Genomic DNA, 21,955 nt, shown 5'->3' with positions numbered 1-21,955 from the left:
AAAGAGGTTTATCGTAATATTAATTTATACATAATAAAAGTGGTAAAGAATCTATACAATTCTTTACCACTTTTCTATATAATTTTTTATTTTTTCTCATTAAAAAGATGTTCTGCTATTGAAAGGGCTTTCGCTCCGTAAGCTGTTGAAGGTCCGCCGCCCATTAAGATAGCTACTTCAACTGTTTCTGCAAGCTCTTCCATTGTTACTCCAGCACTTATAGCATTTCTAACATGTGATAGAATACACGCATCGCATCTAACAGATATCGCAATTCCTACAGCCACTAGTTCTTTAGTTTTTAAGCTTAATTTATTATCTTTTAGTACTTCTCCAGCTATACCTTTAAATTTTCTCATGACTGCTGGGCTTTGTTCACCTAATAGCTCACCGTTTTTTGCTACTATCTCGTATTCTTCATCATAATTTATCATCTGAAAATACCCCCTTGCTTTTTCTTAATTATATCACTATTAATGTAACAATATATTGATTAATGGAAATTACTGTATGTATTTTTTAGATACAAATGTATTATTAAATCGAAAAAATCTATACATTTATATCTAATCTCTATTTTCATAACATAATGTAAAAGCTAACAGTGGAAGCTTCATATCAATAAGCTTTTTACCATCCATCATCTTTGAAGTCGAATCCAAGAGTACACGAATATCATAACAAGAACCAAAAACCTCTGGTACTCCACGGACTACATCCAGTAATGTATAAACCGCCTCCATAGCTGTTCTTACTGAATATTCTGTAGTAAATACAGTATCCCTTACTGTATCAGAAAACTGACCAATAAAAGCAAAGTTTACACATCCATCTGGAACAACTTTAGGTCTATCAATCTCCTAAAGCTTTATTTATTTGAATTCACCTGAAACAAACTTTCCTTTAAATAGAACAACTCTATCCTCACAAACTCTTCCTATTAAATGGGCAGAAGATTCAGCCTTTGCGAATAAAATATTTGCTTTATCGCCAACTTTTGGCCATACCTTCTTGCCTTTAGTATCAAGTGGAGTAACGCCGTTTGTAACAAGCCCTAAAACACTTGATAATGAAACTTCATCAGTTAAAGAAAATACCTCTGCTGCTCGACTAGCGCGTTGAATTAAGTCGCCTGTACCAAATGGGCTCCAGTGATCATTGATATTGTCATTAACAACATTAACTTTTATCCCATGCTTTCTTAGTGCAGGAATAGATAATGCCTTTGTATCAATTGGAACAGTCGTATTGATAACTATATCCGCCTCTTTCAAACGATTAATAATATTCTCTAATTCATCGCCAAATATATCTGCTAATGCCAGTGCATGGCTTATCTGTACCTTACCCTGCATATTTGATTCTAAAGTATAATCAATAATACGATTTATTTCGTAAATCCCTAAACTTCCTTGATCATGTAAATGTATATCAACTTCCTTCTGATATTTCATTGCTAAATCAAATGTAGTCTTTAAAGATTTTTCAATGTCTCCATCAATAGTAGCTGGGTCTAAAGCTCCTAAAACGGTAACAGCATTATCTTCTAAAGCTTTACTTAGTAGACCTAGTTTTTCGGTATCTAATAACCCATGCTGAGGAAAAATTACGATTTCATAATCTAATTTATGTATATTCTTTTTAAGAACTTTTTTAATCACATCTAAATTATCTAATCCAATAACAGGATCAACATTGACTTGTACCTTTAAGTAAGTTGCACCTTTGCTTGTAATTAAATCAATTAGAGCCTGCGCCTTTTGTGGTGTATCAACTAAAAAATCCTGTAAAAACCCTCGCTCTTCTACAATTCTTTCTGCGACACTATTCATAGGAACAACAGCATGCCATTTACCGCCATAATGCCCTTTATCCAAGTGAATATGATTATCTGACAAGGATGGTACCGCTAAATATCCTTTTGCATCTACAACATCTTCTGCATCATTAGGTAAAACATCAGTGATTTCTTTTATAATTCCATCTTGAACCAACAAACACACTTGCTCTGTCTTTGTTATGATGTTATTTTGAGATACTTCCTCTAGACTTGTTTCCACTAATACATTTTTTATCCAACTCATTACTCATCATCCTCCAGACCCTAATTTTATATAATCTATCCTATTAAATATACCGGAAATAAACGAATAGAGCAATTGATTCTTCAATCACTCCGTTTGTTTATTTCCGGTATATTTAATAGGATATAACCAAAATGCATAAATCCAATACTCCCCAAATGCTATTCTTTAATAAAACTGAAATATTTTAAACCTAAGGTAAATTGTGGTACAAAAATTTCATTTTGTTGATTATACAAATAGTTAAAAGTATAATATTCTTAATAAACTAATGAAAATACTGGGTATTATAAGTATGAAACTCTGCTTAAATACAAGGTGTTTTTAAAATGAAAAACATTTTAGGGAGGTAGATATTATGGTAAAGATAATAGCAAAATTCTTTATAAAAGAAGATGAATTTGAAAAGGCTTTGCAATTATGTGAAAAACTAGTGGCTGAAACAAGAAAAGAAGCTGGTTGCGTAAGTTATGAAGTTTATCAAGATAATAATGATAAAAACCAGATTGTGATTTTAGAAGAATGGAAGAATCAAGAGTGTCTAGATAAACATTCACAAGCAGATCATTTTAAATTTTACGTTCCGCAAATAGTAGAATTAAGTACAGAAAAAATCACGAATTTTTACTCTAAAGTTTTATAATAAAATATTGTTTGAGAAAAATCATGGCAGCAATTATTAAGTGAATCCTAAAAGTGAACCCTAAAAATCTAATTTTTAGGGTTCACTTTAATAGTACTTACCATCCATTTGATCTATTCTGATTTCTATAATAGCTGTCCCTTTGAGCATGTTTTCAGGTATTTCAGAGTTTGTTACATTAGGAGTGTATTTAGTAATAATTTTATTTAAAACTTCACTCTTTACTTTTAAATCCCCTATTATTTTAGCAGTTCCTGATATAACAACACTTTCATACATTGTGTTAGTATCACAAATTTTTCCGTTTTTATCTAAAGTTATTCCATACATTTCATAAATATTAAAACATACATTATGGTTAAAATTAATATTATCTATTTTCTGACCTTTTGGAAGTCCATGAATATATATCTTATCATTTAAATATACAAAATGTACAGGTATAACATAAGGTGTAGAATCTATGTTTATTGTTGCTATTGTACCGGTTTGTATACGATTTAGCAGGGTTTCAATTTGTTGTTTATTTAGTTGGTGTTCTTTCATTCTATGTTGCATGTTGTAATCTCCTTTATGTTTTATTTTAATTTTAAAGAAAAAGTGAAATATAATAACAAATATTAGTAATACTCTTGCATACCTTTTTGTGTATAGTACACCAAATCATGTAATTATTTGATAATCTAAATGGTTGTCTTTTTATAAATATTAGTATATACTTGCACTGGTCCTATAACAAGATCCACTAATGCAGAAAATATAGGGGCCACACAAAGGAGATTAAGAATGATTTTTATAGATAAAAAAAGTAAAACTCCATATTATTTACAAATATATTCTAAGCTTCAGGCAGATATATTAAATAAAAAACTGAAATCCGGAGATGTTCTAAAAGGTAGTCGTATGTTATCAAAAGAAATAGGTGTTGGTAGAAATACTGTAGATAATGCATATTCTCAACTTGCAGCAGAGGGTTACATTGAGTCAAAAAAAGGGGTTGGCTTTATTGTCCAGGATATTAATGAAGTTAATCTCAGTATTACAAATACTGAAAGTAATCAAAGCTTTAAATATGAATCAAAAAATTTAAAAGATAATAATATATTATATAATTTATCCTATGGTGACTTTACAGATGATTTATTTCCAGCTATTCAATGGAAGAAATATATGTTAGATGCACTATCAGAAAAAAATATGTGTAAGATAAATAAATGTATTGATGGTAAAGGTGACATACTTTTAAGAAAACAACTTGTAAGTTACCTGAATAATTCGAGAGGAGTATGCTGCAATGAAGACCAAATTATAATTACTTCAGGTTTGCAACATTCTTTAGAGATTATCTGTAAACTTATATTTTCTGATGGAGGAACTATTGGATTTGAAGAACCAGGTTATGATGGTGCAAAAGTTGTATTTAAAAACAATAATTTAAAAATAGAGGCATTAGAAGTTGATGACAAAGGTCTAAAAATATCTGAATTAGAGAATCATAAGAATTCAAATTTAAATGCTATATATATTACACCTTCGCATCAATTCCCAACCGGAGCTACAATGCCAATTAATAGACGCTATGAACTACTTAATTGGTCTTATATAAATAATACGTACATTATTGAAGATGATTACGATAGTGAATTTGGATATAATACAAACCCAATACCATCATTGCAATCTATTGACAAAAACGATAAAGTAATATATTTAGGAACATTCTCAAAGACGCTATCTCCATCAATTCGTATTGGTTATTTTGTTTTACCAAGACATTTATTGAATATTTATAACCAGACTTTTGATAAATATAACAATAGCGTTTCATGGGTTGACCAATACATTCTAAGTAAATTTATTGAAACCGGCTTTTATGAACGACATGTTCGCAAATTACGTTTAAAATTTAAAAAGAGATTCGATCTATTTATTAATGAAATTACAAATATGAATAGTGAAATAAAAATACATCAAAATGGAACGGGGCTATATTTTATATTAGAATTTCCTAAAAAGTATAGTCAAGATTGGCTAATAAAAAAAGCGTTAGATGAACAGATAATAGTTTATCCAACTATACAATATTGGCAGAATAAAGAACATTGTCCTAAAAACACCTTATTTATAGCTTTTAGTCAAATTGATATTTTAGATATCCCAGATTGTATTTCTAGGTTAAATAAGGCTTGGTTTAGTGATATATAAACATACAAAGGGCTCAGACAATTATTTGCCTCAGCCCTACATACAATGGTAAATTCCTTCGTATTTTATTAACTCTTCTTGTTATCTTGAATATCATTTGCTTTATTGTGTCCTGCCTTTGCTTTGCCCTGTATTTCTGGAACAGGCTCTACATCATTCTTTTTTGTTTTCATTTTTTTATTGCTTTCTGTTCCATGTGGATCCTTTGGATCCGGTCTTCTCATGCCTGCTTTAGCCATAATTCACCATCCTGTATAAATAATTTCGTACGCTCTTATCATTTGCCGTTAAATAGGTTTCTATACCTGCTTACATCACAATTAAATTTCTGAATAAAATCCTCTCCTCTGCAAATAATAACTTTACCAATAATAAAATGGAGGAGAAAAATTATGGCTAAAGATTCACAACTTGATCCAAAACCGATCCGTAAACAAAAATCAAAAGGTGGCCCAACTATGGCAGAGAGCGCATTAGATGGTGAAAGCCGTAATGCAAAGAAGCAGTCTGGTAGTCACCATAAACCCGGTAACGATAAATAATAAATTTTCATGAAAAGGAGCAAATTATATGAATCGTGATAAACTCATAGAACAGATAAAAAACGAATATGCCAAGATAGCCGCTTCTGAATCCCAGGAGCATTTCCACCAAACTACAACTGATATGACACCTGAAGCTTATTATGAAAACATATTAAACAAAGCTATGTCTGAAATTGAAAAAGGAACTTTTGATGATTTTAAATCTGGAGAAGAAATAGTAACAGCTATTGCAAATGATAAAACTTGGCTTCAGGATTGGAAGTAAATTTAATCACTGATTTTTGCAAATGAAAACCGCAGTCCGTTTTTAAAGGGATTGCGGTTTCATACTTGGTTTAACAGGATTTTTGCATATTTTTTTCGTCAATAGTAACTAGTTATCATTTTCTTCAAATTTCTCTTCAAGAATCTCGCATCTTTCTTTAAAACTAACTTCCCTTTCAATTTGGTGAAGCATCCAAATATAGTGAAAAGGATCTTCGAACATAGCATTTATTAATCCCATTTCTTTCATTTCAGTAATAGGCTGTATTTCTTTACAATTTTGCTTCATTGCTTTATCATAAGTTTCTTTAATATTCGGTACTACAATATTAATCCACATCGGTTTAGGGTCATTTTCTTTCGGCGCTATCAGGTGATATTCCACATTTTCATCTAAAAGGTGAAACCTTGTTCCATACATATTAAAAACTGCCTCGTTTCCACCCTCTATAAAATCTGTTACTTCTATTCGATCTACTTCAAATATATTTTCATAAGTTGTAATAGCTTTTATAGAATCTGGCACAACCATATCAATTTCTACACCTATCATAAGTATAATTTCCTTTCAATTTTTAAATATATTATAATCATTTCATATAAATTCCCTGAATCAACCTTAGTTATAATAGTTTCATTTTTATATTCTTTGGACTCTGCAGTAGCTTTTTCTAACTCTACATTTTTGGTGTTTCTGACAGTCCCTCTATCATCTTTATAATTTAAACTCTAAATTCTTCTGCTTCATTTGTTGTGTTATGTTTTTTATTATATCATATTCCTAGAGTATTATTACTTTAATACCTTTTTCTCAAATATATCCATACTATCTACCTTCTGCTTTTAGTATTGGTAACGCTGGGTCTTGTGTATAAAGTACTCAAATGGAGAGGTGATTAAATTGGAATCTTTGATTCTTGTAAAAAATATTATTAGAAACAATTTTGATGTAATAATCGATGATATCGTTGAAGAAAAACAAAATCTAGAGTATGAAGGTTTTACTTTTTCAATAGAAAAGAATTGATCTTTCTGATCAATACAATCAACATAAGTTGGAAAAATTATATTTTGATAATTAATTAATTAATTGCATGAAATTAAAAGAACCCTGTACTTAGAGTTCTTTTAATTTTATTATTTATGTGAATGTTCTTTGTCTTATTTTATGTCAGCAAAAATTTCGTGTTTATTGCCATCTGGATCTTAATATTTCTCAGTTATACATTAAAATAAAATCGATAATTAAAAAAGAGCCGTATCCTTATCGGCTCTCTATAAATATTTATTTTCTATTTCAACAATTCCTTTAATTCATTAAATGCGTTTTCATTTCCTTCTCCGCCTACTTGAGTAATTACATTGAATTTTTTACTACTTATTAACAGTTTTTGACTAATATTAAGTGATTTACCCACTAACATTACAGGTGACTGATTTTTACTTGCTACTACGCCTACTGAAAGGGCATCGATAAGGTTTTCTTGATTTCCCATCCCATTTTTTGATACATAAAGATTATTTAATGTTGAATCTTTATAGAATCTATTTATTACTTTTAAATTTGTCATATTTCTATCTATTCCTGATATCCTTTCGACTGATGGCAATTTATTAGCTATATCATTTGGAAACCATCTATCTCCACCAACTACATAGGTTTTATCAATATTTTCAGTTTTAACTAATTCAATTATATTAACCATATTATCAGTTGGGCTTGTTAAGATGATAGGCATTCCATTTTGTGCCGATATAGCTCCAATACTTACAGCATCTGCTAAACCTTTTTCACCATTAACTACCGATATCTCTGATATACTAGATATTTTATCTAATTCTTTTGCTACTGTTAAAGATGTCGCGTATCTATCTTCACCTGATATTCTTTCAACTGTATAACCTCTAGACTCTAAATCATTTTTTACATGCTTATTTACTGAGTTTTCTCCACCTATTATATATATATTTTTTGCTTTTAGCCTTTCTATCTCTTTCCTTGTCTGATCATTTAATTTGTTGCTTTGCGTTAATAATATAGGAGCATTTTTCACTTTTGCATATGGGGTTACTGATAATGCATCTGGTAGTGATGAGTCATTTACTAATATTATATTATTTGCAGACGTAAATGCATTTTGACTTATCTTGACAGCTGTATCGAATCTGTCTTTACCAGTAAGATACTCAATTTTCGTATTAACTTCCTCCGGTTCTTCTTTTTGAGCTTTTTTTAATTTTGCTACAATAGACATTTTAAAGGTCTTATCATTAATTTTATATATTCTGTTGAATTTAGCATCATGTAATGCATAGTTGTCATCACCAAATTTTATAACATATCCTAAATCGATATATCCATCTGAAGTATATTGACCATATATAGGTCTTGAAACTTCAACACTTGATTTGAAATTGTTACCATCAATATTTTTACCAACATTAATTGAGTATTGGCTATTGTGTCTAATTAAATTGTATTCAGCATTTTGTGTTCCTAAATCTGCTTCAGATAAATTTGTATTTTTTGATAAATTTAGGTTATCTAACTTGTTAAATCTACAATTCAATTTCTTCAAATGAACATCCCTCGAAACATCCAAATTAGTTAGTTTATTATTACTACAATGTAATTCTTCAACGTCTGACTGTGGTAACACTAATGATGTTAAATTATTGTATGTACAATCCAACTTACCAATATTTGAATTCTTAGGAATTTCTAATTTACTTAAATTATTATTGGAACAATTTAACTCTTCCAAAACAACTTGTTCTGGTAATACTAATTTAGATATAGAATTACTAAAACATAAGATATATTTCAAGCTGTCATTTTTATATAGGTCTAATGATTTCAAATTATTATCATTGCAAATTAACTTCTCTAATTTTTTATTTTTGGATAAATCCAGTGATCCCAAAGCATTTTTTGAGCAGTCTAAAGTTTTTAATGATTCAAAATACTCAATTCCTTTTAAGCTTTTAATTCCTTCATTGCTTAAATATAAAGTGTCAACATCTGCAAAAGTTTTAGATGTTATTTTATATTTATCTTCATTTATATTGGTATCCTTTATAATTTGCATTTTTATATATGATTTAAAATTCTCATCATCAAATGCGTCTTTCAATAAAATGCCTTCATCCCCAGAAATATTTCCTTTTTCTAACATTTTGTTTTCTTCATATGACGAATTAGAACTCTTTGCCTCACTCAACAATATTTTATCGCTAATTTCTAAATTATCATATGCAAAAGTTGTATTCGCAATTGGGATTATTAACGAAAATGCTAATGTAATAGTTCCTAACTTCTTTGTAATTTTTGATAATGATAACAATCTTTTATAATGTCTCATAAAATGTCCTCCTTATTTTTATTCAATATTTAAATTATACAACATATTTAAGCCTATATCCTTTATATCTTAAATTTCTACTACGCAATGATTCTTATACTATAATATACATGTAATCACATTTAAAAGCAAAATGGAGACTCTTTTTCATGGTTGCCAAATAGTAGGCATTGCAAACGTAATATATGTAAGGGTTAAGATTTTTAATTAAAACTAACTCTTTTTTGTATTTGGTTATGTCTAGTGCACCATTATTAACATTTAATTAAATACATTAATAATAGTATAGGAAGCTTGACTACTTATATATCCTGTTATTTATTATAACAATAAATATAGATTAACTAGTTTATTTACTCTATTATATATTTATTAAAAATAAAAAGATAATAAAAAATAGACTAATATAAGGAGACAAAAATGAGCATAGGAGATAATATTCAAAAAATTAGGAAAGAAAAAGGATTAACACAAAAACAATTATCTGAAAGATCATCTATAACTATAAATAAAATTAGCAAATATGAAAGAAATGAAATAAATCCAAGCAAAGAAGATATCGAATACATAGCAAGTTCACTAGAAATTTCTACAGAAGATATTGTACAAACAGATAAAATTCCCAAATATTATTTATTTGCAAATTATATGTTAGAAAAAGCTATGGATCATTCCCAAATAAATAATACTTCTATAAAGGATTCTGTTTATAGCATATTAATAGAAGAGTTGATACAAAATCAAAAAGCTGAAGATAGATTTATTAACTTTGCTTCAGAAAATAAAGCAGATTGTATAAAAGGCAATCGGTATGACTCTGATCCCCAATACATCACAGATAATAAAATAGAATTAATAAGCAAAATAAATAATAATCTTGATAATTTTGATCTTTTATCTTTGAAAATGATATTAGATATATCAAATAAATTTAATTTTTAATTGGATAATATTGTAAGTAATTCCTTTTTATCCATACTATCACCTCATAGGAATAGTATGATCAGTAATGGTTTATTTTAAGCATAAAAAAAGAGCTAGTATTGTAAAAAATATCTAGCCCTTTTGAATTAATATTATATCTTCTCTATTTACTTCCTAAAGCTTTGCTTGTTTGAGATAATCTTTCAGAGATTTTTACTGCTGTTTCATATCTATCTTGACCAGCAACTCTCTCTTTGTTACTTACACCTAAATTATCTTCTACTTCTTTTGATACCGAGTTGTATCCCCCACCTATTAATATATTTTTAATAGACCATTCTTTTATCTTGTAGCCAGTTATACTATTTAATTCATTTGGCTCTGTCAACATTATTGGTGCTTTGAAATGAGCCGCTAAACTATTAATAGTTATTCCATCTGGAAAGTTTGTTCCATCCACTAGTATCATGTCATCTAGGCTTCCTGATACCTTTCTTACCTCATTGCCTATTAACTCAGCGGTTTTGTATCTATCTTCTCCTCCAAATCTGTTGACTTTACTTACCCCTATGTTACCCTCTATATCTTTAGATACAGAGTTATAACCTCCACCTATAGTTACATCATTTAATCCCCAAGATTTTATTGTATCTTTAGTTGTATTAGTAAATGTTTGTGGCTCTGTTAGAAGTATCGGAACTCTCTTATGTGATGCTAAACTTGACATTGTTATTACATCTGGAAAATTCGTTCCATCTACTAATACTGCACCATATTTATTACCTGTTTTTCTTACTTCATTACCTATTTTTTTTGCTGTCTCAAATCTATCTTGGCCAGCTATTCTTATTACATTATAATCTTTTAATTGTTCTTCCACTTTATTTGATACAGAATCAGTACCTCCTGATATTATTATATCTTCTGCATTTAATCTCTTAATCTCTGCTAGAGTTTTGTCATCTAATCTATCTTTTTGAGATAGTAATATTGGTGCATCTTTTTCATTTCCTAATACTGTAGCTGTAAGTACATCTGTATATTTTTCGCCACTTGCTAGTATAACTGTCTTTGAAGGCTCCGGAGTAGTTCCAGGGCCTGGATCCACTGATCCTCCTCCACCTGTTTGTTTTTTCCACTTAGCATATAATGTAAAATTATCATTTACATCTGTTTCAAAATCATATGGAGATGTTGTTTCTTTATCTGTATACCATCCCTCTAGTGTATATCCTGGTCTAGTCATTTTGACTGGGGTTACTTTTTTTAAAGGTTCCACATTGCCAACTTCTATAGGACCGTTTTCATAATTACAATCAAAAGTAATCTTATTTCCAATCGGAACTGTTATAGGGAGATATGATATTGGTTTACCATTTTCTGTTGTACCCTCAAAACCAAATACTATCCCCGAAGTTTTATCATCCCATTTACCGGTTACATAATTATAAGCATTTATTTCTTTTCTTTCATTTAGCTTAAGAGATACAGAAAGACCATGATCAGTAAATTTGTTATCATAAATGTTAAATGAACCCAAATAATTTTGCATTGTAGAAAATTTTGTTATACTACCTTTGCCAAAATTAAATGTATGATCTAAGCCAATTACTTTTATATTCTCTCCATTTTCAGTTTTATTTTCGAAGTACTGTGTATTAAACCTATACTTCATATACCTAGCCCCTTTGAAATAATCCTTATCAATTATAGGGGAAAAGTCTGTTACATAAGTAGCATTAATATTTAAGTTAGTTAGATTTTGAAGCTTGGAAATTGCTTCTACGCTTTCAAGTGGAGAATCTGTTATCGATAATCTTGTTAATTTTGCAAGAGAAGTAATCCATTCGAAATTTTTATCGTCAACATCAGCTAAATAAGATAATTCCAGCTCTTCTAAGTTTACAGCATCAGACAGACCAGATAATGAAAAGTTAGTTCTTAAAGAATAAGAATACGGGCTATTTTCTTGAAATCCATTTATGTTAAACTTAAATGACTTTAAATTATTTAAATTTGCTATTGGGCCTAAATCCACTTTATTAGAAATAGGTATTATTTTTTTATCTTCAATTTGCCCTCCATTTATACCTATTTTAAGCACGGTTGTTGTTGTATCTTCTCCATCAAAAAAACTTGAATTAATATTAAGATCTTCTAGTGATGCCATTTTTGAAATATTTTCAATTCCATCTTTTGGTATAATAGTACGGAGAAACCTAATTTCTTTTACATTTTTTAAATATTCTAGTCCTTTCAAAGTTTCAAATTGAATATAAGATTCTAAAGGATTTATGTTTGGATAAATATCTTGATTCCAAGAAAAATCAAAACATAATGTACTTGTTAAACTTTCTAACTCTTCTAGACTAGCAGAATACGTTTTTAGATCTTCACCTTTTTTTCCAAGTTTAGAATTTATTATCATCCTAAGTTGCAAATCAGGAATCAAATATTCTAATTCAACATTAGAAGTTTGACTAGTCTGTGAAATATTATCATCTAAAGAACTTTCTACACTATCTAATGAATAAACTGAGCAAATGCTACTAAAAAATAAAGCATTTACAAGTAATAATACGAAAAATTTCTTTTTTAATTTCTTAAAAATAAAAACCATCACCTTTGCACTCCTTTTTATCTCAGATATTTAAAATTCACTCTAACTTATACACTAATATATAATAAAAAGATTTAATTTATGTTTAAAATGTTGCGAAATAACATTTTTTTGTAGTAAATAATTCAAAAATTAATTAAAATAAAAATAAGGGTAGCGATTAAGCTACCCTTTTACTAACAACATGAATTTTCTCTTTTCCAACCAATCTATATAAATCTTAAAGTCATTACATACAAACTTACTCAGTGCTTGTCATACATAGACTTATGCTATTAACTTATATGTATATATATGAATAAACTATACAATTAAAATTGCCTTGTAAATTGTAAATTCCCTCCTTATTATATAATATGGACATACATAAATAAGGAGGAAAACAATATGAACTTAAGAAAATTTGGAATTTTATGCTTAGTCGGAATAATCTTAATTGGGATGATTGGATGCAGCAAAAGTAATAATGCCAATCAAAAGGATAGTAAAAAAGAGAAAATAGTAATAGGTACATCGGCTTCATATAAACCTTGGGCATTTCAAGAAAATGATGAAATAAAGGGGTTTGAAATTGATATTTGGAATGAAATAGCAAAAAGGAATAATTTAGACGTAGAATTTAAATTAGGTCAATTTAGCGGTTTAGTTGGTATGTTAGATGCTAATGAAATTGATACAGTAGCTCATCAAATGTCAATAACTGAAGAAAGAAAAGAAAAGTATCTTTTTAGCGAACCATATGCCTATAGCTATTATGACTTCTTTGTAAAGGATGATAGTGATTTTAAAAACAAGGAAGACCTAAGGGGTAAGAAAGTTGGATGTTGGCTAGGTGGAAATGGAGAGGCTACATTAAGAGAGATTAATGATAAATATAATCTAGGTTTTGATATTGTAACTTATGATGGTGTTGCAATGGAGAAAGAGTTGATTATAGATAGAATAGATGCATTATGGCAAGGTGAAATAAAAACAAAAACTACTATTAAAGATGAAAATTTAAAGGTACGTCAACTAAATGAAAAAATGGTATACGAAATTAATGCATATCCATTTAAAAAAGATGACAAGGGACAAAAATTCGCTGAATTATCAAGTAAAACACTTGATAGTATGAGGAAAGACGGTACTTTAAAAAAATTGTCTGAAAAGTGGTTTGATACTGACACAACAGAGGTCGAGAAATAGGGTGATTGTATGACATTTGACTTCAATTTTATGATTAAACTCATCCCAACAATGTTAAAATACAGCGGGGTAACTTTAAAATTATCTATTTTAGCAGTTTTTTTCGGGTTAATGATTGCTTTTATAATCGCTTTATTAACCGTTGCCAAAACACCAGTATTAAGTACCTTTTTTAAGTTTTATATATCGTTTTTTAGAGGTACACCTTTGATTGCACAACTATTTTGCTTGTATTTTGGTGTAATCCCAATAATTAGAAATATTATACAAGTAGATTCATTCCATGCGGCTCTTATAATTTTAAGTTTAGCAAGTTCAGCATATATGGCAGAGTCACTTAGGGCCGCAATTTTATCAATAAATAAGGGGCAAATGGAAGCCGCAAATTCCATCGGTATGACATATATTCAATCTATGTTTTATATCATATTACCACAAGCGATCAAAGTTGCTATACCTACTCTATTTAGCAGCTTCATAAATATAGTTAAAGATACTTCTTTGGTATTTGCTATAGGGGTGAAAGAAATGATGGCCCAAGCTCAGCTAGAGGGATCTTCAGGATATAGATATTTGGAAGCATATGTATGTGTCTTACTTGTATATTGGGGCATAACTGCAATTATGGGAAAATTCCAGAAACACTTAGAGATAAGATTAGGGAGTAGGTAGGTGAATTGGATTGTTAAAACTAGACAATGTATATAAAAAGTTTGGAGATAACGAGGTATTGAAAGGTATCAATTTAGAAATAAAAAAAGGTGAGGTAGTATCTATAATTGGACCTTCAGGAACAGGAAAATCAACTTTATTGAGATGTATAAATTGTCTCGAAAAAGTTGATTCTGGAAATATCATAATAGATAATAATAGATTTGATCTTGCAAGTTTAAAGAAAGAAGATGTCCTCTGGTTAAGAAGAAATACATCAATGGTTTTCCAGGGGTTTCATTTATTTAATAATAAAACAGCATTTGAGAATATAAATATAGGCTTAAATGTAGTAAAAAAAATCAAAAAAAATGAATCTGAAAAAAAAGCGTTAGAAATATTAGAACAGATTGGACTACTGGAAAAAAAGGATAAGTATCCTTCAAGTTTGTCTGGTGGGCAGCAACAAAGAATTGCGATTGGTAGGGCTTTAGCCTTAGAACCTAAGATTATTCTATTTGACGAACCTACCTCAGCATTAGATCCAGAGTTAGTAAATGAAGTCTTATTAATAATAGAACAATTAGCTAGGCAAAAAATAACGATGCTAATTGTTACGCATGAAATAAATTTTGCTAGAAATGTTTCTGATAAAGTGTGTTTTATGTTTGATGGCAAAATCATTGAACAAGGCTCTGCGCAAAGTGTTATAGACAATCCGAAACACGAGAGAACAAGGCAGTTCTTAAATAAACTACAAAAAAATAATAAAAATTAATATCACAATATCATTATTAATAAAAAAATAAAATATTTGAGTGTTGTTTCAATTGTTTCAATAATTCATACGGTACTAAAGCGGATAATATGGATAATAGTACTGTAATTGGTCAAAATTATTTACGATGACAAAAAAATTCCTTTTATAAGTAGTGAGATGAATTAGCCATTGATGTTTTAATTCAATCTAAATATCAATAAAATACAAGGGTAGCAATTAAGCTACCCTTATTCTTCTAAATACTACATTAACTTTCTATCTTCCAACCACTCAACGATAAGCTTATATGTCAATTGTAGATGCTTGTAAGATACTAGCCCCATATTATAATACTAATCACACTATACAATTTAAGGTAGTGATATGTTTTGTGCTAATGGCCCACCTCAGACTGTCATAAAAGTTTGTTTTCACTTTACAACTAATCAGTAAAATTCCTCAACTTTTTCCCTTCAGAGAAAGGTCGGCCAACAACACTTTCTAAGTTGCAATAATTTAGAGCCATCATAATGATTGGGTCAATTTTGATTGGATCGGGTTGGCCTTGTGTTATACAATCTTCGTCGACAAACGCAGCGACAATCTCGCCGAAGAACATAGTAAAGCCACGTATTTCTTTGCTGTCGCAAACCTTGCAGAGAAAATTCAGCGGACACTCTTCTATCATCGGTGCCTGTACTACCGTATCAAAAAAAGGGGTAAATAAACCCGATTTATCAACGTTCTTACCCGAAGCTATGCCACAGAAATCCATTTCTTTTACCAATACTGTTGAAGGAATATTGACACTGAAATAGCCAGTCTGCTCAATCCCTTCTGTAATATAGTGGGTATTTTTCAAAGACACGCACAGTACAGGTTCAAGACAAGCACAACCACCCGCGCCAACAGTAGTATATGTTGGCTTTTCATTCATCATTGCACCAACAATCATAGCCGGAAATGGCCCAATCGCCTGGTTTTCAAGTTTAATTTTTTTCATTTTCAATTTCCCCTCTTTGCTAGTCAAAAACCTGATTCGATATTTTAATATACAAATAAACCGACAAAAGGATATGGCTATACATTATATAAATTTTCTTTGAAATGCTTATATTAGTATAACTGACTTAAAATATATTAACAATATCTATATTTAATTCCATTTTTATTTAAATTTATAAAGAAAAAACACTTCTATCCAAAGGTGTTGAGATATTAAATGAGATATAATACTATACCTCCTTTGTTGACGTTGGGGATATTATCTCATAGAAATTGAAGGATTAAAATGCAGGTGGATTTTAATGCACAACTAATTATTAAAAATAGACTGCATATTTTTTCTTACTGCTTTTAGCAGTTCTCCTGGTAGTTTTTCTACTTGTTCACCAATCATTACACCATGTGGTTGTTTGTATCCTTCATTCCATACGAAGTTAAAGATTTTTTCATTTGCTTTGCTATTTTTTCCTATTTGAAATGCATAGATCTCGACATTTTTAGATAATAATTCTTGTATAACTTTTTTTGCTGATCCTGGAAAGCTTGATGCACCGTCTGTAATTTCGAAGACTATCTTTATTTGTTTCCCTTTTTTGAGTTCGCTTTCCTGTATGGACGTAATTCTATCGCATATTTCTCTAAGGCAACTTGCATCGTCAGTTGCTCCATCTGTTGCATCTAGCTTTACGATTGACCTAATTATGTCACTTTTTTCTTTATCCTTCACATTTTTATCATTAAATTCTTTAACATTATAATACTTACTGCCAAAAAACCAGGTTTCGCTTAAAACTTCTACTTTCTGATTCAATTGTTCTACATTGCTTCTCAAATATCGATTAAAATCATCTATTGACAGTAAGGTCACAGCCAAAGCTTTTCTTGCCATCTCAATTTTTGACGCATTCATTGATCCTGAATTGTCTATCACAAAAGAAATCTCTATTCTTTCAGGTAATATATCTGCTTGAGTCTCTAATAAGTATCTATTGAAAATCGGAAGATTTTTGTAAATCCCCTTTTTCTCAGCTTCTACAAAATCCGTATAAAAATTAATAAAGCTATTTACATCCAATTTTCCCTTTACTTGACCATCTTTTTTTACGCTTATTTCTTTTTTTGCGTCCCCTATCAGCTTTTTCCAAAATTGACGCATTTGTTCTCTTTCCAATTTCATTTTATTTGAATAAAATTGAAACAATTGTTGATCTGATTGGCTAATGCCATAAGCCTCTAAATCTACGTTACTTTGTATTGTATTTTGTACGCTCTCACTTACTTGGTCTTGTTGATCTATCATTTCTTCTATAATTTTTTCCACTTCTTCCTGCGTAGATTCCAGTGAATCTGGTATTTCCTCTTCACTAGATTGTTCAAAAGGGTTCTTAGTTCCTTTGACTTGCTCTTTTTCCTGTCCTTTTGATTTGTAAAACACCATTTCATCAATTTTTTCCTTCCACAATTGCTCAAAAGTTGGAAAGATAAAAGAACGAATGAATGGATCTCTTTCTACAATTCCTTGACCATTATTTAACTGTCTAACTAGTTGATTATGAATAAAGTAAAAATAGGGTTCATTGAAAATTCTCCTATCAAATGGATTTTCAGCACATCCTTCTATTATAGGCTCTTTCTTGTATAATTCAATAATTAAGAAACTGTTTGCAAAAGCTCTATGTCTAGACATTTGAGAAATCGACTCAGTGGTCTTACCTGTTTGTTTCATATATGAAACAATCGCCCCGAAATTTTCTTTATCTTTATATATAGGGCACATCTGCAAAACTCTCAGAAAAGATGTATATTTATCTAATATATATAACAAATCAAGAATTTCTTTTCTTACATAATTCGAAATAATTTTAGGCTGATATGCAGGTTCTTTTTCAAGTCCTTCTTTTTTTATCATAGCCAGAATATAGCTTGTCATACTATCTATTTCTTTCTGCCAATCTTTTTTTCTATTCATATATATTTTAGTTTGTTTTTTCCAATCAGAATATAAGGCTAGCTCATAGTAGATATGCCACATGATTTGTTTGTCATCTAACTGTCTATCCAAAAAACTTTCCAACGGTAAGTACAAAACTCCTTTGGAAGGATCTAATAGAAATTTTTGTAGTTTCGAATCAGTAAAATACATCAAACTAGAATCTCCTGTAAATGTGGCTAATGAGCGTTGTTCTTTTTGCAAAAATTCTTCACAATGTTTTTTAGATTCTTCAATTAGTGTTTGTTCATCAAAGTCAAACATACTCATACCCTCCTATTAATACAATGGCAGATTCCACAAGTCTTTTGGTGTATCAATTCGATCAATGTGTAACAGATTTAATTTACCTTCTATATCCATAAGTAAATATTTTGAAATATTTAATTTAAAGACATTTGTAAAAAAGATATCTTTGATCGTAGCCACTTCATTTAGATACCAATTTTCAAAATTCTCTTCAAGTAAGTATATGATCCCATCTTCACTTAAAACTATAGCTGTGCCTTCTTTAGATTGAACGTCAAACAAATTCCCTTTTAAATCGTTCAATTCTATTTTTATAGTTTTTGAATCTTCATATAAAGAAAATATCTTAAGCTGCCCCTTATTACCGGCCACTATAATGGATTTCTTGTTACCATTTTCATCTTCTAAACATCTAATTTGCCTTATTTCATCATCTAGAAAATCAATTTTTTCTGTAATAGTAAGTTGTCTGTTCTCATATTTAATAAAATATAATTTTCCCATCCTTGTTCCAACTACAAAATAATCATCTTTTATTTTTCCCAATGCAGTCCAATTTGGAATAGTGCAATATATATCTTTATGAAAAACCAAACGATATTCATCATTTTCTTTTATTATTTCAAATAAATTTAACTTTTCATCTCCATTTTCCACTACAAACAAACTATCTCTAATTGCTAAACATCTTCCAAATCCATTAAAACCATAATCTGTTTGAATCCTTTTAACTTTAATCTGCCCATTAACATTAGGTAGTTGATCAAAATTATCGCTTGAAAGTAGATAACACCCCCCTCTGACTCCCAAAAGCAAAATTCCTTTGTCATTCAATTTATATATAAAGGAAATTGTCTCTTTTATTTCTTTAATAGGAGGACTCCACTCTCCTTCTATTTGATTATGACCATAAAAATCATCTACATTATCTATATAAAAAAATTGAACTTTTCTATCTATACTACTTATAATAAAAAGATTTCTATTAATCCTCAATATAGTTTGTGAAAAACTATCAAAACTAAAAGCTCCCAATTTTTTTATCGGATTTACTTGCATTGAAGTCTTTTTGATATTATTTGCATAAACTCGGTAATACGGAATTAATTCAGCCAATAACTCTTCTTCTATTTGTGAAAGTTTGTCTAATTGTTCTTTAAAGCCATCATCTAAAATTCCATTTGTTTGGCATTCATTCAGCTTTTCTCTTAGATCTTTAACTTGACTTTTAAAATCCTTTCCGTCTACTGACAAATTCATTTTCATTCTTTTCCTCCATTATCTTCTAAGTATTCAAGTAGATCTTTTGAATGCTCTAAATGAGATAATTGTTGGTCTAGTTCTTGATATTTTTTTGCATCAATTCGCGATGATCCATTAATATTATCTTCAAAGTTTTCTTTTAGTCCTTTTGGCAAAGTTTTTCTCGGCGTTCCTTTCCCAAATATAAGATGAACTACATCTAAATAACTTAAAGTTTCTGTTAAAGGGCGAACATAATGATATGGACGAGTACGAATTTCATCATATGTTGTGCTTGACTCCCCTATGCCTTTTGTCTCAATTTTCCATCCTTCGCTTATAGGGAAAAATCCAAAACGTACCGCTTGTGAGAGAATATAGTTTTGGTCGTCAGGATAAGTGATTGAACTAATAAAACCATCCCACAAAGCTTTGCTCAAGTCTTTTTCTTCGCCTCGATTCCAATTATCTAAAACGTGTAAAATATTACGAATTGATAATACAGACTCCCTCAGTTCTAGTTCATCCATTCCAAAATCTTTTTGAGCTTCGTCATCTTTCCATTTGCCTATAAAAACATTTTGAGTAACCCTGCACAATTGAGAAAATCTAAACAATTCTTCTAATGACCTTTTGGAATTAGGAATATGAATATTTCCATTTTTATCAGCTAATCGTGCTATTATTATTCTAAAAAGTTCATTTTTTTCTGGAAACTCTTGATCTTCTAAGGAACCAATTGTCTTTTGAGGTACATAATTATATTCAATGGTTACGAAACGTGATTTAAATGCTGGATTTAACTCATTGGTTCCTTCATAATTAACCATTTGAGTTGATAGATTTCCTGTACCAATAAATCCAAATCCAGGCTTAATCAGAACAGGACCAACTCCTGTGATATAAGCTGTATTTCCTGCATAACGTTGCAAGATATCATTCAAAGCAATTAAGTTTTGCATGGCAATTGTATTTAATTCGTCTACGATTACAGGGCGACCTTCTCTTACTGCAATCAAAATTTCTCTTTCTATTTTTTTAATTTCAGTACCAAAAGCACTATTACTTGCTACCAATAAATCAGAAAAGCTTTTCCATATTTGAATCTTAAGCTGCAACTGCTCTTCATCAGTCATCTTCTCTAGTCTCGTTTTGTGCTCATCCATCCACTCATAAAAATCCTTTATAATCATATTCAGATAATCCGAATAAGATCCTTTAGAGAAACTGTGTCTGAGAGACAAAGTTTTCTCTACAAACATATCTTCATAAGTTAAATTGTGGGAGCCAGATATAAATAGTGGCTGTAAAGATTCTATTTCCTCTTTACTTCCATTAGTTAAAATATTTTTATAGTGAAGTTTTCTTTCTTCATTAAATTCTCCAAATTTTTGAATAGCATCTTTTTCTGCCACATTTGGATTTGCAGAAAACCAATTTTCCATTTTATCTTCTAATTCTCTTTGCATTCTATTTTGAATAGTAAAATCTAAGGCTGCTTCAGTTGCTAATTGTGTTTTTCCACTTCCTAAATGTCCTATAATATATACAGGAACACCTAAATTCAAAGAATCTATTACTTTTTGTTTTGCTTTTACTACATAAGGTACAGTTACCAAACGCTGCTTATGTTGAGTTTCTATATCGCTTATCAGTTGACGTTTATTATAAAATTCCCAAGCTTCCGGAGAGTCTCCTAGGATTATCTCTAACTTTTTTTCCAATTTTTTTATGCAATCAACCCGATATCTTGTAGCTGAATTACTCCCATAATGACTGTAATTATTACTCTCGCTATTGACCCTCCTTTCCCAACGAAGAAAAAACTTTTCATATTCAATAGAATTTTCAATTTCTTGTATCTTTTTTCCCTTGTTTGCTGTTTCTTCTTTCACATAAACCTTATATTTTTCGTAATAAACATTGTTTTTTTTAAAATCTGGAGGAATTTTATAATCCCTTTCTTCAGATTTTCGAAAAGCTTTAAAAAACGCCCCTTGTTCTTCTATTTTTTTATTATTCTCATATTCCGATGATTTTAGGGCTTCCTTGCGTAAATCATCTTCATACCAACTTTGCATTTCTTCTATAGTATGAATATAAGCTTGTTTAAGATTTGTTTGTTCTTTCACAGAAGTTTCCTCCTTTGCATGATGTTCTATTATATTATTAATATGCCAAGAAGCAATATAAATAATAACTACATATAAATTAAAATCCCGA

The 21,955-nt window shown here is 29.7% G+C and carries 21 protein-coding genes; 9 read left to right on the top strand and 12 right to left on the bottom strand.

The features are described from left to right. Positions 1-86 precede the first annotated feature (86 nt). The 3 genes from J2Z43_RS09120 to J2Z43_RS09110 all read right to left on the bottom strand — a co-directional run bounded on the left by J2Z43_RS09120 (position 87) and on the right by J2Z43_RS09110 (position 2,084). The gene (locus J2Z43_RS09120; protein WP_209456902.1) at positions 87-434 is read right to left on the bottom strand and encodes a carboxymuconolactone decarboxylase family protein; all 348 of its coding nucleotides are present in this window, start codon (positions 432-434) and stop codon (positions 87-89) included. A 132-nt stretch (positions 435-566) separates the two neighbouring features. Next, the gene (locus J2Z43_RS09115; protein WP_330617492.1) at positions 567-857 is read right to left on the bottom strand and encodes an oleate hydratase; all 291 of its coding nucleotides are present in this window, start codon (positions 855-857) and stop codon (positions 567-569) included. Positions 858-872: 15 nt separating this feature from the next. Then, positions 873-2,084, bottom strand: coding sequence for an amidohydrolase family protein (locus J2Z43_RS09110; protein ID WP_209456901.1), 1,212 nt, complete (start codon positions 2,082-2,084; stop codon positions 873-875). 358 nt (positions 2,085-2,442) lie between these two features. Here J2Z43_RS09110 and J2Z43_RS09105 point away from each other — a divergent pair, with 358 nt between their 5' ends. Then, on the top strand, positions 2,443-2,727 hold the full coding sequence (locus tag J2Z43_RS09105) for a putative quinol monooxygenase (RefSeq protein WP_027702807.1): 285 nt from the start codon (positions 2,443-2,445) through the stop codon (positions 2,725-2,727). Between the two features lie 87 nt (positions 2,728-2,814). Here the strand turns inward: J2Z43_RS09105 and J2Z43_RS09100 are convergent, their stop codons facing one another. Then, positions 2,815-3,285: a pyridoxamine 5'-phosphate oxidase family protein gene (locus J2Z43_RS09100; protein ID WP_209456900.1), complete on the bottom strand. Its 471-nt coding sequence runs from the start codon at positions 3,283-3,285 to the stop codon at positions 2,815-2,817. A 228-nt stretch (positions 3,286-3,513) separates the two neighbouring features. Between J2Z43_RS09100 and pdxR the strand changes: the two genes are divergently transcribed. Further along, the gene (pdxR, locus tag J2Z43_RS09095) at positions 3,514-4,932 is read left to right on the top strand and encodes a MocR-like pyridoxine biosynthesis transcription factor PdxR (RefSeq protein ID WP_209456899.1); all 1,419 of its coding nucleotides are present in this window, start codon (positions 3,514-3,516) and stop codon (positions 4,930-4,932) included. Between the two features lie 68 nt (positions 4,933-5,000). Here the strand turns inward: pdxR and J2Z43_RS09090 are convergent, their stop codons facing one another. Next, on the bottom strand, positions 5,001-5,171 hold the full coding sequence (locus J2Z43_RS09090; protein ID WP_185748299.1) for a hypothetical protein: 171 nt from the start codon (positions 5,169-5,171) through the stop codon (positions 5,001-5,003). A gap of 153 nt (positions 5,172-5,324) precedes the next feature. Between J2Z43_RS09090 and J2Z43_RS09085 the strand changes: the two genes are divergently transcribed. Continuing rightward, positions 5,325-5,474, top strand: coding sequence for a hypothetical protein (locus J2Z43_RS09085; RefSeq protein WP_209456898.1), 150 nt, complete (start codon positions 5,325-5,327; stop codon positions 5,472-5,474). 28 nt (positions 5,475-5,502) lie between these two features. Further along, entirely contained in the window at positions 5,503-5,742 is a 240-nt protein-coding gene (locus J2Z43_RS09080; protein ID WP_209456897.1) for a hypothetical protein, read from the top strand. 108 nt (positions 5,743-5,850) lie between these two features. Here the strand turns inward: J2Z43_RS09080 and J2Z43_RS09075 are convergent, their stop codons facing one another. Beyond that, complete coding sequence (locus tag J2Z43_RS09075) at positions 5,851-6,294, bottom strand: VOC family protein (RefSeq protein WP_209456896.1); 444 nt, start codon at positions 6,292-6,294, stop codon at positions 5,851-5,853. 348 nt (positions 6,295-6,642) lie between these two features. On the opposite strand from J2Z43_RS09075, the gene J2Z43_RS15060 reads away from it, so the two are divergent. After that, positions 6,643-6,768: a hypothetical protein gene (locus J2Z43_RS15060; RefSeq protein ID WP_268828404.1), complete on the top strand. Its 126-nt coding sequence runs from the start codon at positions 6,643-6,645 to the stop codon at positions 6,766-6,768. Positions 6,769-7,033: 265 nt separating this feature from the next. On the opposite strand, the gene J2Z43_RS09070 is transcribed toward J2Z43_RS15060, so the two are convergent. Continuing rightward, on the bottom strand, positions 7,034-9,103 hold the full coding sequence (locus tag J2Z43_RS09070; protein WP_209456895.1) for a cell wall-binding repeat-containing protein: 2,070 nt from the start codon (positions 9,101-9,103) through the stop codon (positions 7,034-7,036). Positions 9,104-9,523: 420 nt separating this feature from the next. Between J2Z43_RS09070 and J2Z43_RS09065 the strand changes: the two genes are divergently transcribed. Beyond that, a complete protein-coding gene (locus J2Z43_RS09065; RefSeq protein ID WP_209456894.1) occupies positions 9,524-10,045 on the top strand; it encodes a helix-turn-helix domain-containing protein in 522 nt (173 codons plus the stop codon). 145 nt (positions 10,046-10,190) lie between these two features. Here the strand turns inward: J2Z43_RS09065 and J2Z43_RS09060 are convergent, their stop codons facing one another. Continuing rightward, a complete protein-coding gene (locus J2Z43_RS09060) occupies positions 10,191-12,647 on the bottom strand; it encodes a cell wall-binding repeat-containing protein (RefSeq protein ID WP_234926343.1) in 2,457 nt (818 codons plus the stop codon). Between the two features lie 387 nt (positions 12,648-13,034). Between J2Z43_RS09060 and J2Z43_RS09055 the strand changes: the two genes are divergently transcribed. Genes J2Z43_RS09055 through J2Z43_RS09045 form a run of 3 tightly spaced genes read left to right on the top strand, consistent with a single transcriptional unit; the run spans position 13,035 to position 15,264 of the window. Next, positions 13,035-13,835 carry a transporter substrate-binding domain-containing protein gene (locus tag J2Z43_RS09055; RefSeq protein ID WP_209456892.1) on the top strand — a complete coding sequence of 267 codons (801 nt, stop codon included), beginning with the start codon at positions 13,035-13,037 and terminating at the stop codon, positions 13,833-13,835. 51 nt (positions 13,836-13,886) lie between these two features. Next, on the top strand, positions 13,887-14,507 hold the full coding sequence (locus tag J2Z43_RS09050) for an amino acid ABC transporter permease (protein ID WP_234926296.1): 621 nt from the start codon (positions 13,887-13,889) through the stop codon (positions 14,505-14,507). A gap of 10 nt (positions 14,508-14,517) precedes the next feature. Then, positions 14,518-15,264: an amino acid ABC transporter ATP-binding protein gene (locus J2Z43_RS09045; RefSeq protein ID WP_209456891.1), complete on the top strand. Its 747-nt coding sequence runs from the start codon at positions 14,518-14,520 to the stop codon at positions 15,262-15,264. Between the two features lie 424 nt (positions 15,265-15,688). On the opposite strand, the gene J2Z43_RS09040 is transcribed toward J2Z43_RS09045, so the two are convergent. From J2Z43_RS09040 to J2Z43_RS09025, 4 genes are all read right to left on the bottom strand, one after another. Continuing rightward, a complete protein-coding gene (locus J2Z43_RS09040; protein ID WP_209456890.1) occupies positions 15,689-16,249 on the bottom strand; it encodes a flavin reductase family protein in 561 nt (186 codons plus the stop codon). Positions 16,250-16,561: 312 nt separating this feature from the next. Continuing rightward, positions 16,562-18,505: a vWA domain-containing protein gene (locus J2Z43_RS09035; protein ID WP_209456889.1), complete on the bottom strand. Its 1,944-nt coding sequence runs from the start codon at positions 18,503-18,505 to the stop codon at positions 16,562-16,564. Between the two features lie 15 nt (positions 18,506-18,520). After that, the gene (locus J2Z43_RS09030; protein WP_209456888.1) at positions 18,521-19,756 is read right to left on the bottom strand and encodes a hypothetical protein; all 1,236 of its coding nucleotides are present in this window, start codon (positions 19,754-19,756) and stop codon (positions 18,521-18,523) included. Next, positions 19,753-21,864 (bottom strand): P-loop NTPase family protein, encoded by a 2,112-nt coding sequence (locus tag J2Z43_RS09025; RefSeq protein ID WP_209456887.1) that lies wholly within the window; start codon positions 21,862-21,864, stop codon positions 19,753-19,755. The genes J2Z43_RS09030 and J2Z43_RS09025 overlap by 4 nt, the downstream gene beginning before the upstream one ends. Between the last annotated feature and the right edge of the window lie 91 nt (positions 21,865-21,955).

The organism is Metaclostridioides mangenotii (genome assembly GCF_017873185.1).
Taxonomy (GTDB): Bacteria; Bacillota; Clostridia; order Peptostreptococcales; family Peptostreptococcaceae; genus Metaclostridioides; species Metaclostridioides mangenotii.
This window is presented reverse-complemented; position numbering and strand designations above follow the sequence as displayed.

Bases quoted from the DNA above. Each gene is read 5' to 3' on its own strand.
- J2Z43_RS09105 (WP_027702807.1), top strand. From the start codon at position 2,443: ATGGTAAAGATAATAGCAAAATTCTTTATAAAAGAAGATGAATTTGAA.
- J2Z43_RS09070 (WP_209456895.1), bottom strand. From the start codon at position 9,103: ATGAGACATTATAAAAGATTGTTATCATTATCAAAAATTACAAAGAAG.
- J2Z43_RS09055 (WP_209456892.1), top strand. From the start codon at position 13,035: ATGAACTTAAGAAAATTTGGAATTTTATGCTTAGTCGGAATAATCTTA.
- pdxR (WP_209456899.1), top strand. From the start codon at position 3,514: ATGATTTTTATAGATAAAAAAAGTAAAACTCCATATTATTTACAAATA.
- J2Z43_RS09075 (WP_209456896.1), bottom strand. From the start codon at position 6,294: ATGATAGGTGTAGAAATTGATATGGTTGTGCCAGATTCTATAAAAGCT.
- J2Z43_RS09050 (WP_234926296.1), top strand. From the start codon at position 13,887: ATGTTAAAATACAGCGGGGTAACTTTAAAATTATCTATTTTAGCAGTT.
- J2Z43_RS09060 (WP_234926343.1), bottom strand. From the start codon at position 12,647: ATGGTTTTTATTTTTAAGAAATTAAAAAAGAAATTTTTCGTATTATTA.
- J2Z43_RS09040 (WP_209456890.1), bottom strand. From the start codon at position 16,249: ATGAAAAAAATTAAACTTGAAAACCAGGCGATTGGGCCATTTCCGGCT.
- J2Z43_RS09090 (WP_185748299.1), bottom strand. From the start codon at position 5,171: ATGGCTAAAGCAGGCATGAGAAGACCGGATCCAAAGGATCCACATGGA.
- J2Z43_RS09110 (WP_209456901.1), bottom strand. From the start codon at position 2,084: ATGAGTTGGATAAAAAATGTATTAGTGGAAACAAGTCTAGAGGAAGTA.
- J2Z43_RS09035 (WP_209456889.1), bottom strand. From the start codon at position 18,505: ATGTTTGACTTTGATGAACAAACACTAATTGAAGAATCTAAAAAACAT.
- J2Z43_RS09085 (WP_209456898.1), top strand. From the start codon at position 5,325: ATGGCTAAAGATTCACAACTTGATCCAAAACCGATCCGTAAACAAAAA.
- J2Z43_RS09065 (WP_209456894.1), top strand. From the start codon at position 9,524: ATGAGCATAGGAGATAATATTCAAAAAATTAGGAAAGAAAAAGGATTA.
- J2Z43_RS09080 (WP_209456897.1), top strand. From the start codon at position 5,503: ATGAATCGTGATAAACTCATAGAACAGATAAAAAACGAATATGCCAAG.
- J2Z43_RS09100 (WP_209456900.1), bottom strand. From the start codon at position 3,285: ATGCAACATAGAATGAAAGAACACCAACTAAATAAACAACAAATTGAA.
- J2Z43_RS09030 (WP_209456888.1), bottom strand. From the start codon at position 19,756: ATGAAAATGAATTTGTCAGTAGACGGAAAGGATTTTAAAAGTCAAGTT.
- J2Z43_RS09120 (WP_209456902.1), bottom strand. From the start codon at position 434: ATGATAAATTATGATGAAGAATACGAGATAGTAGCAAAAAACGGTGAG.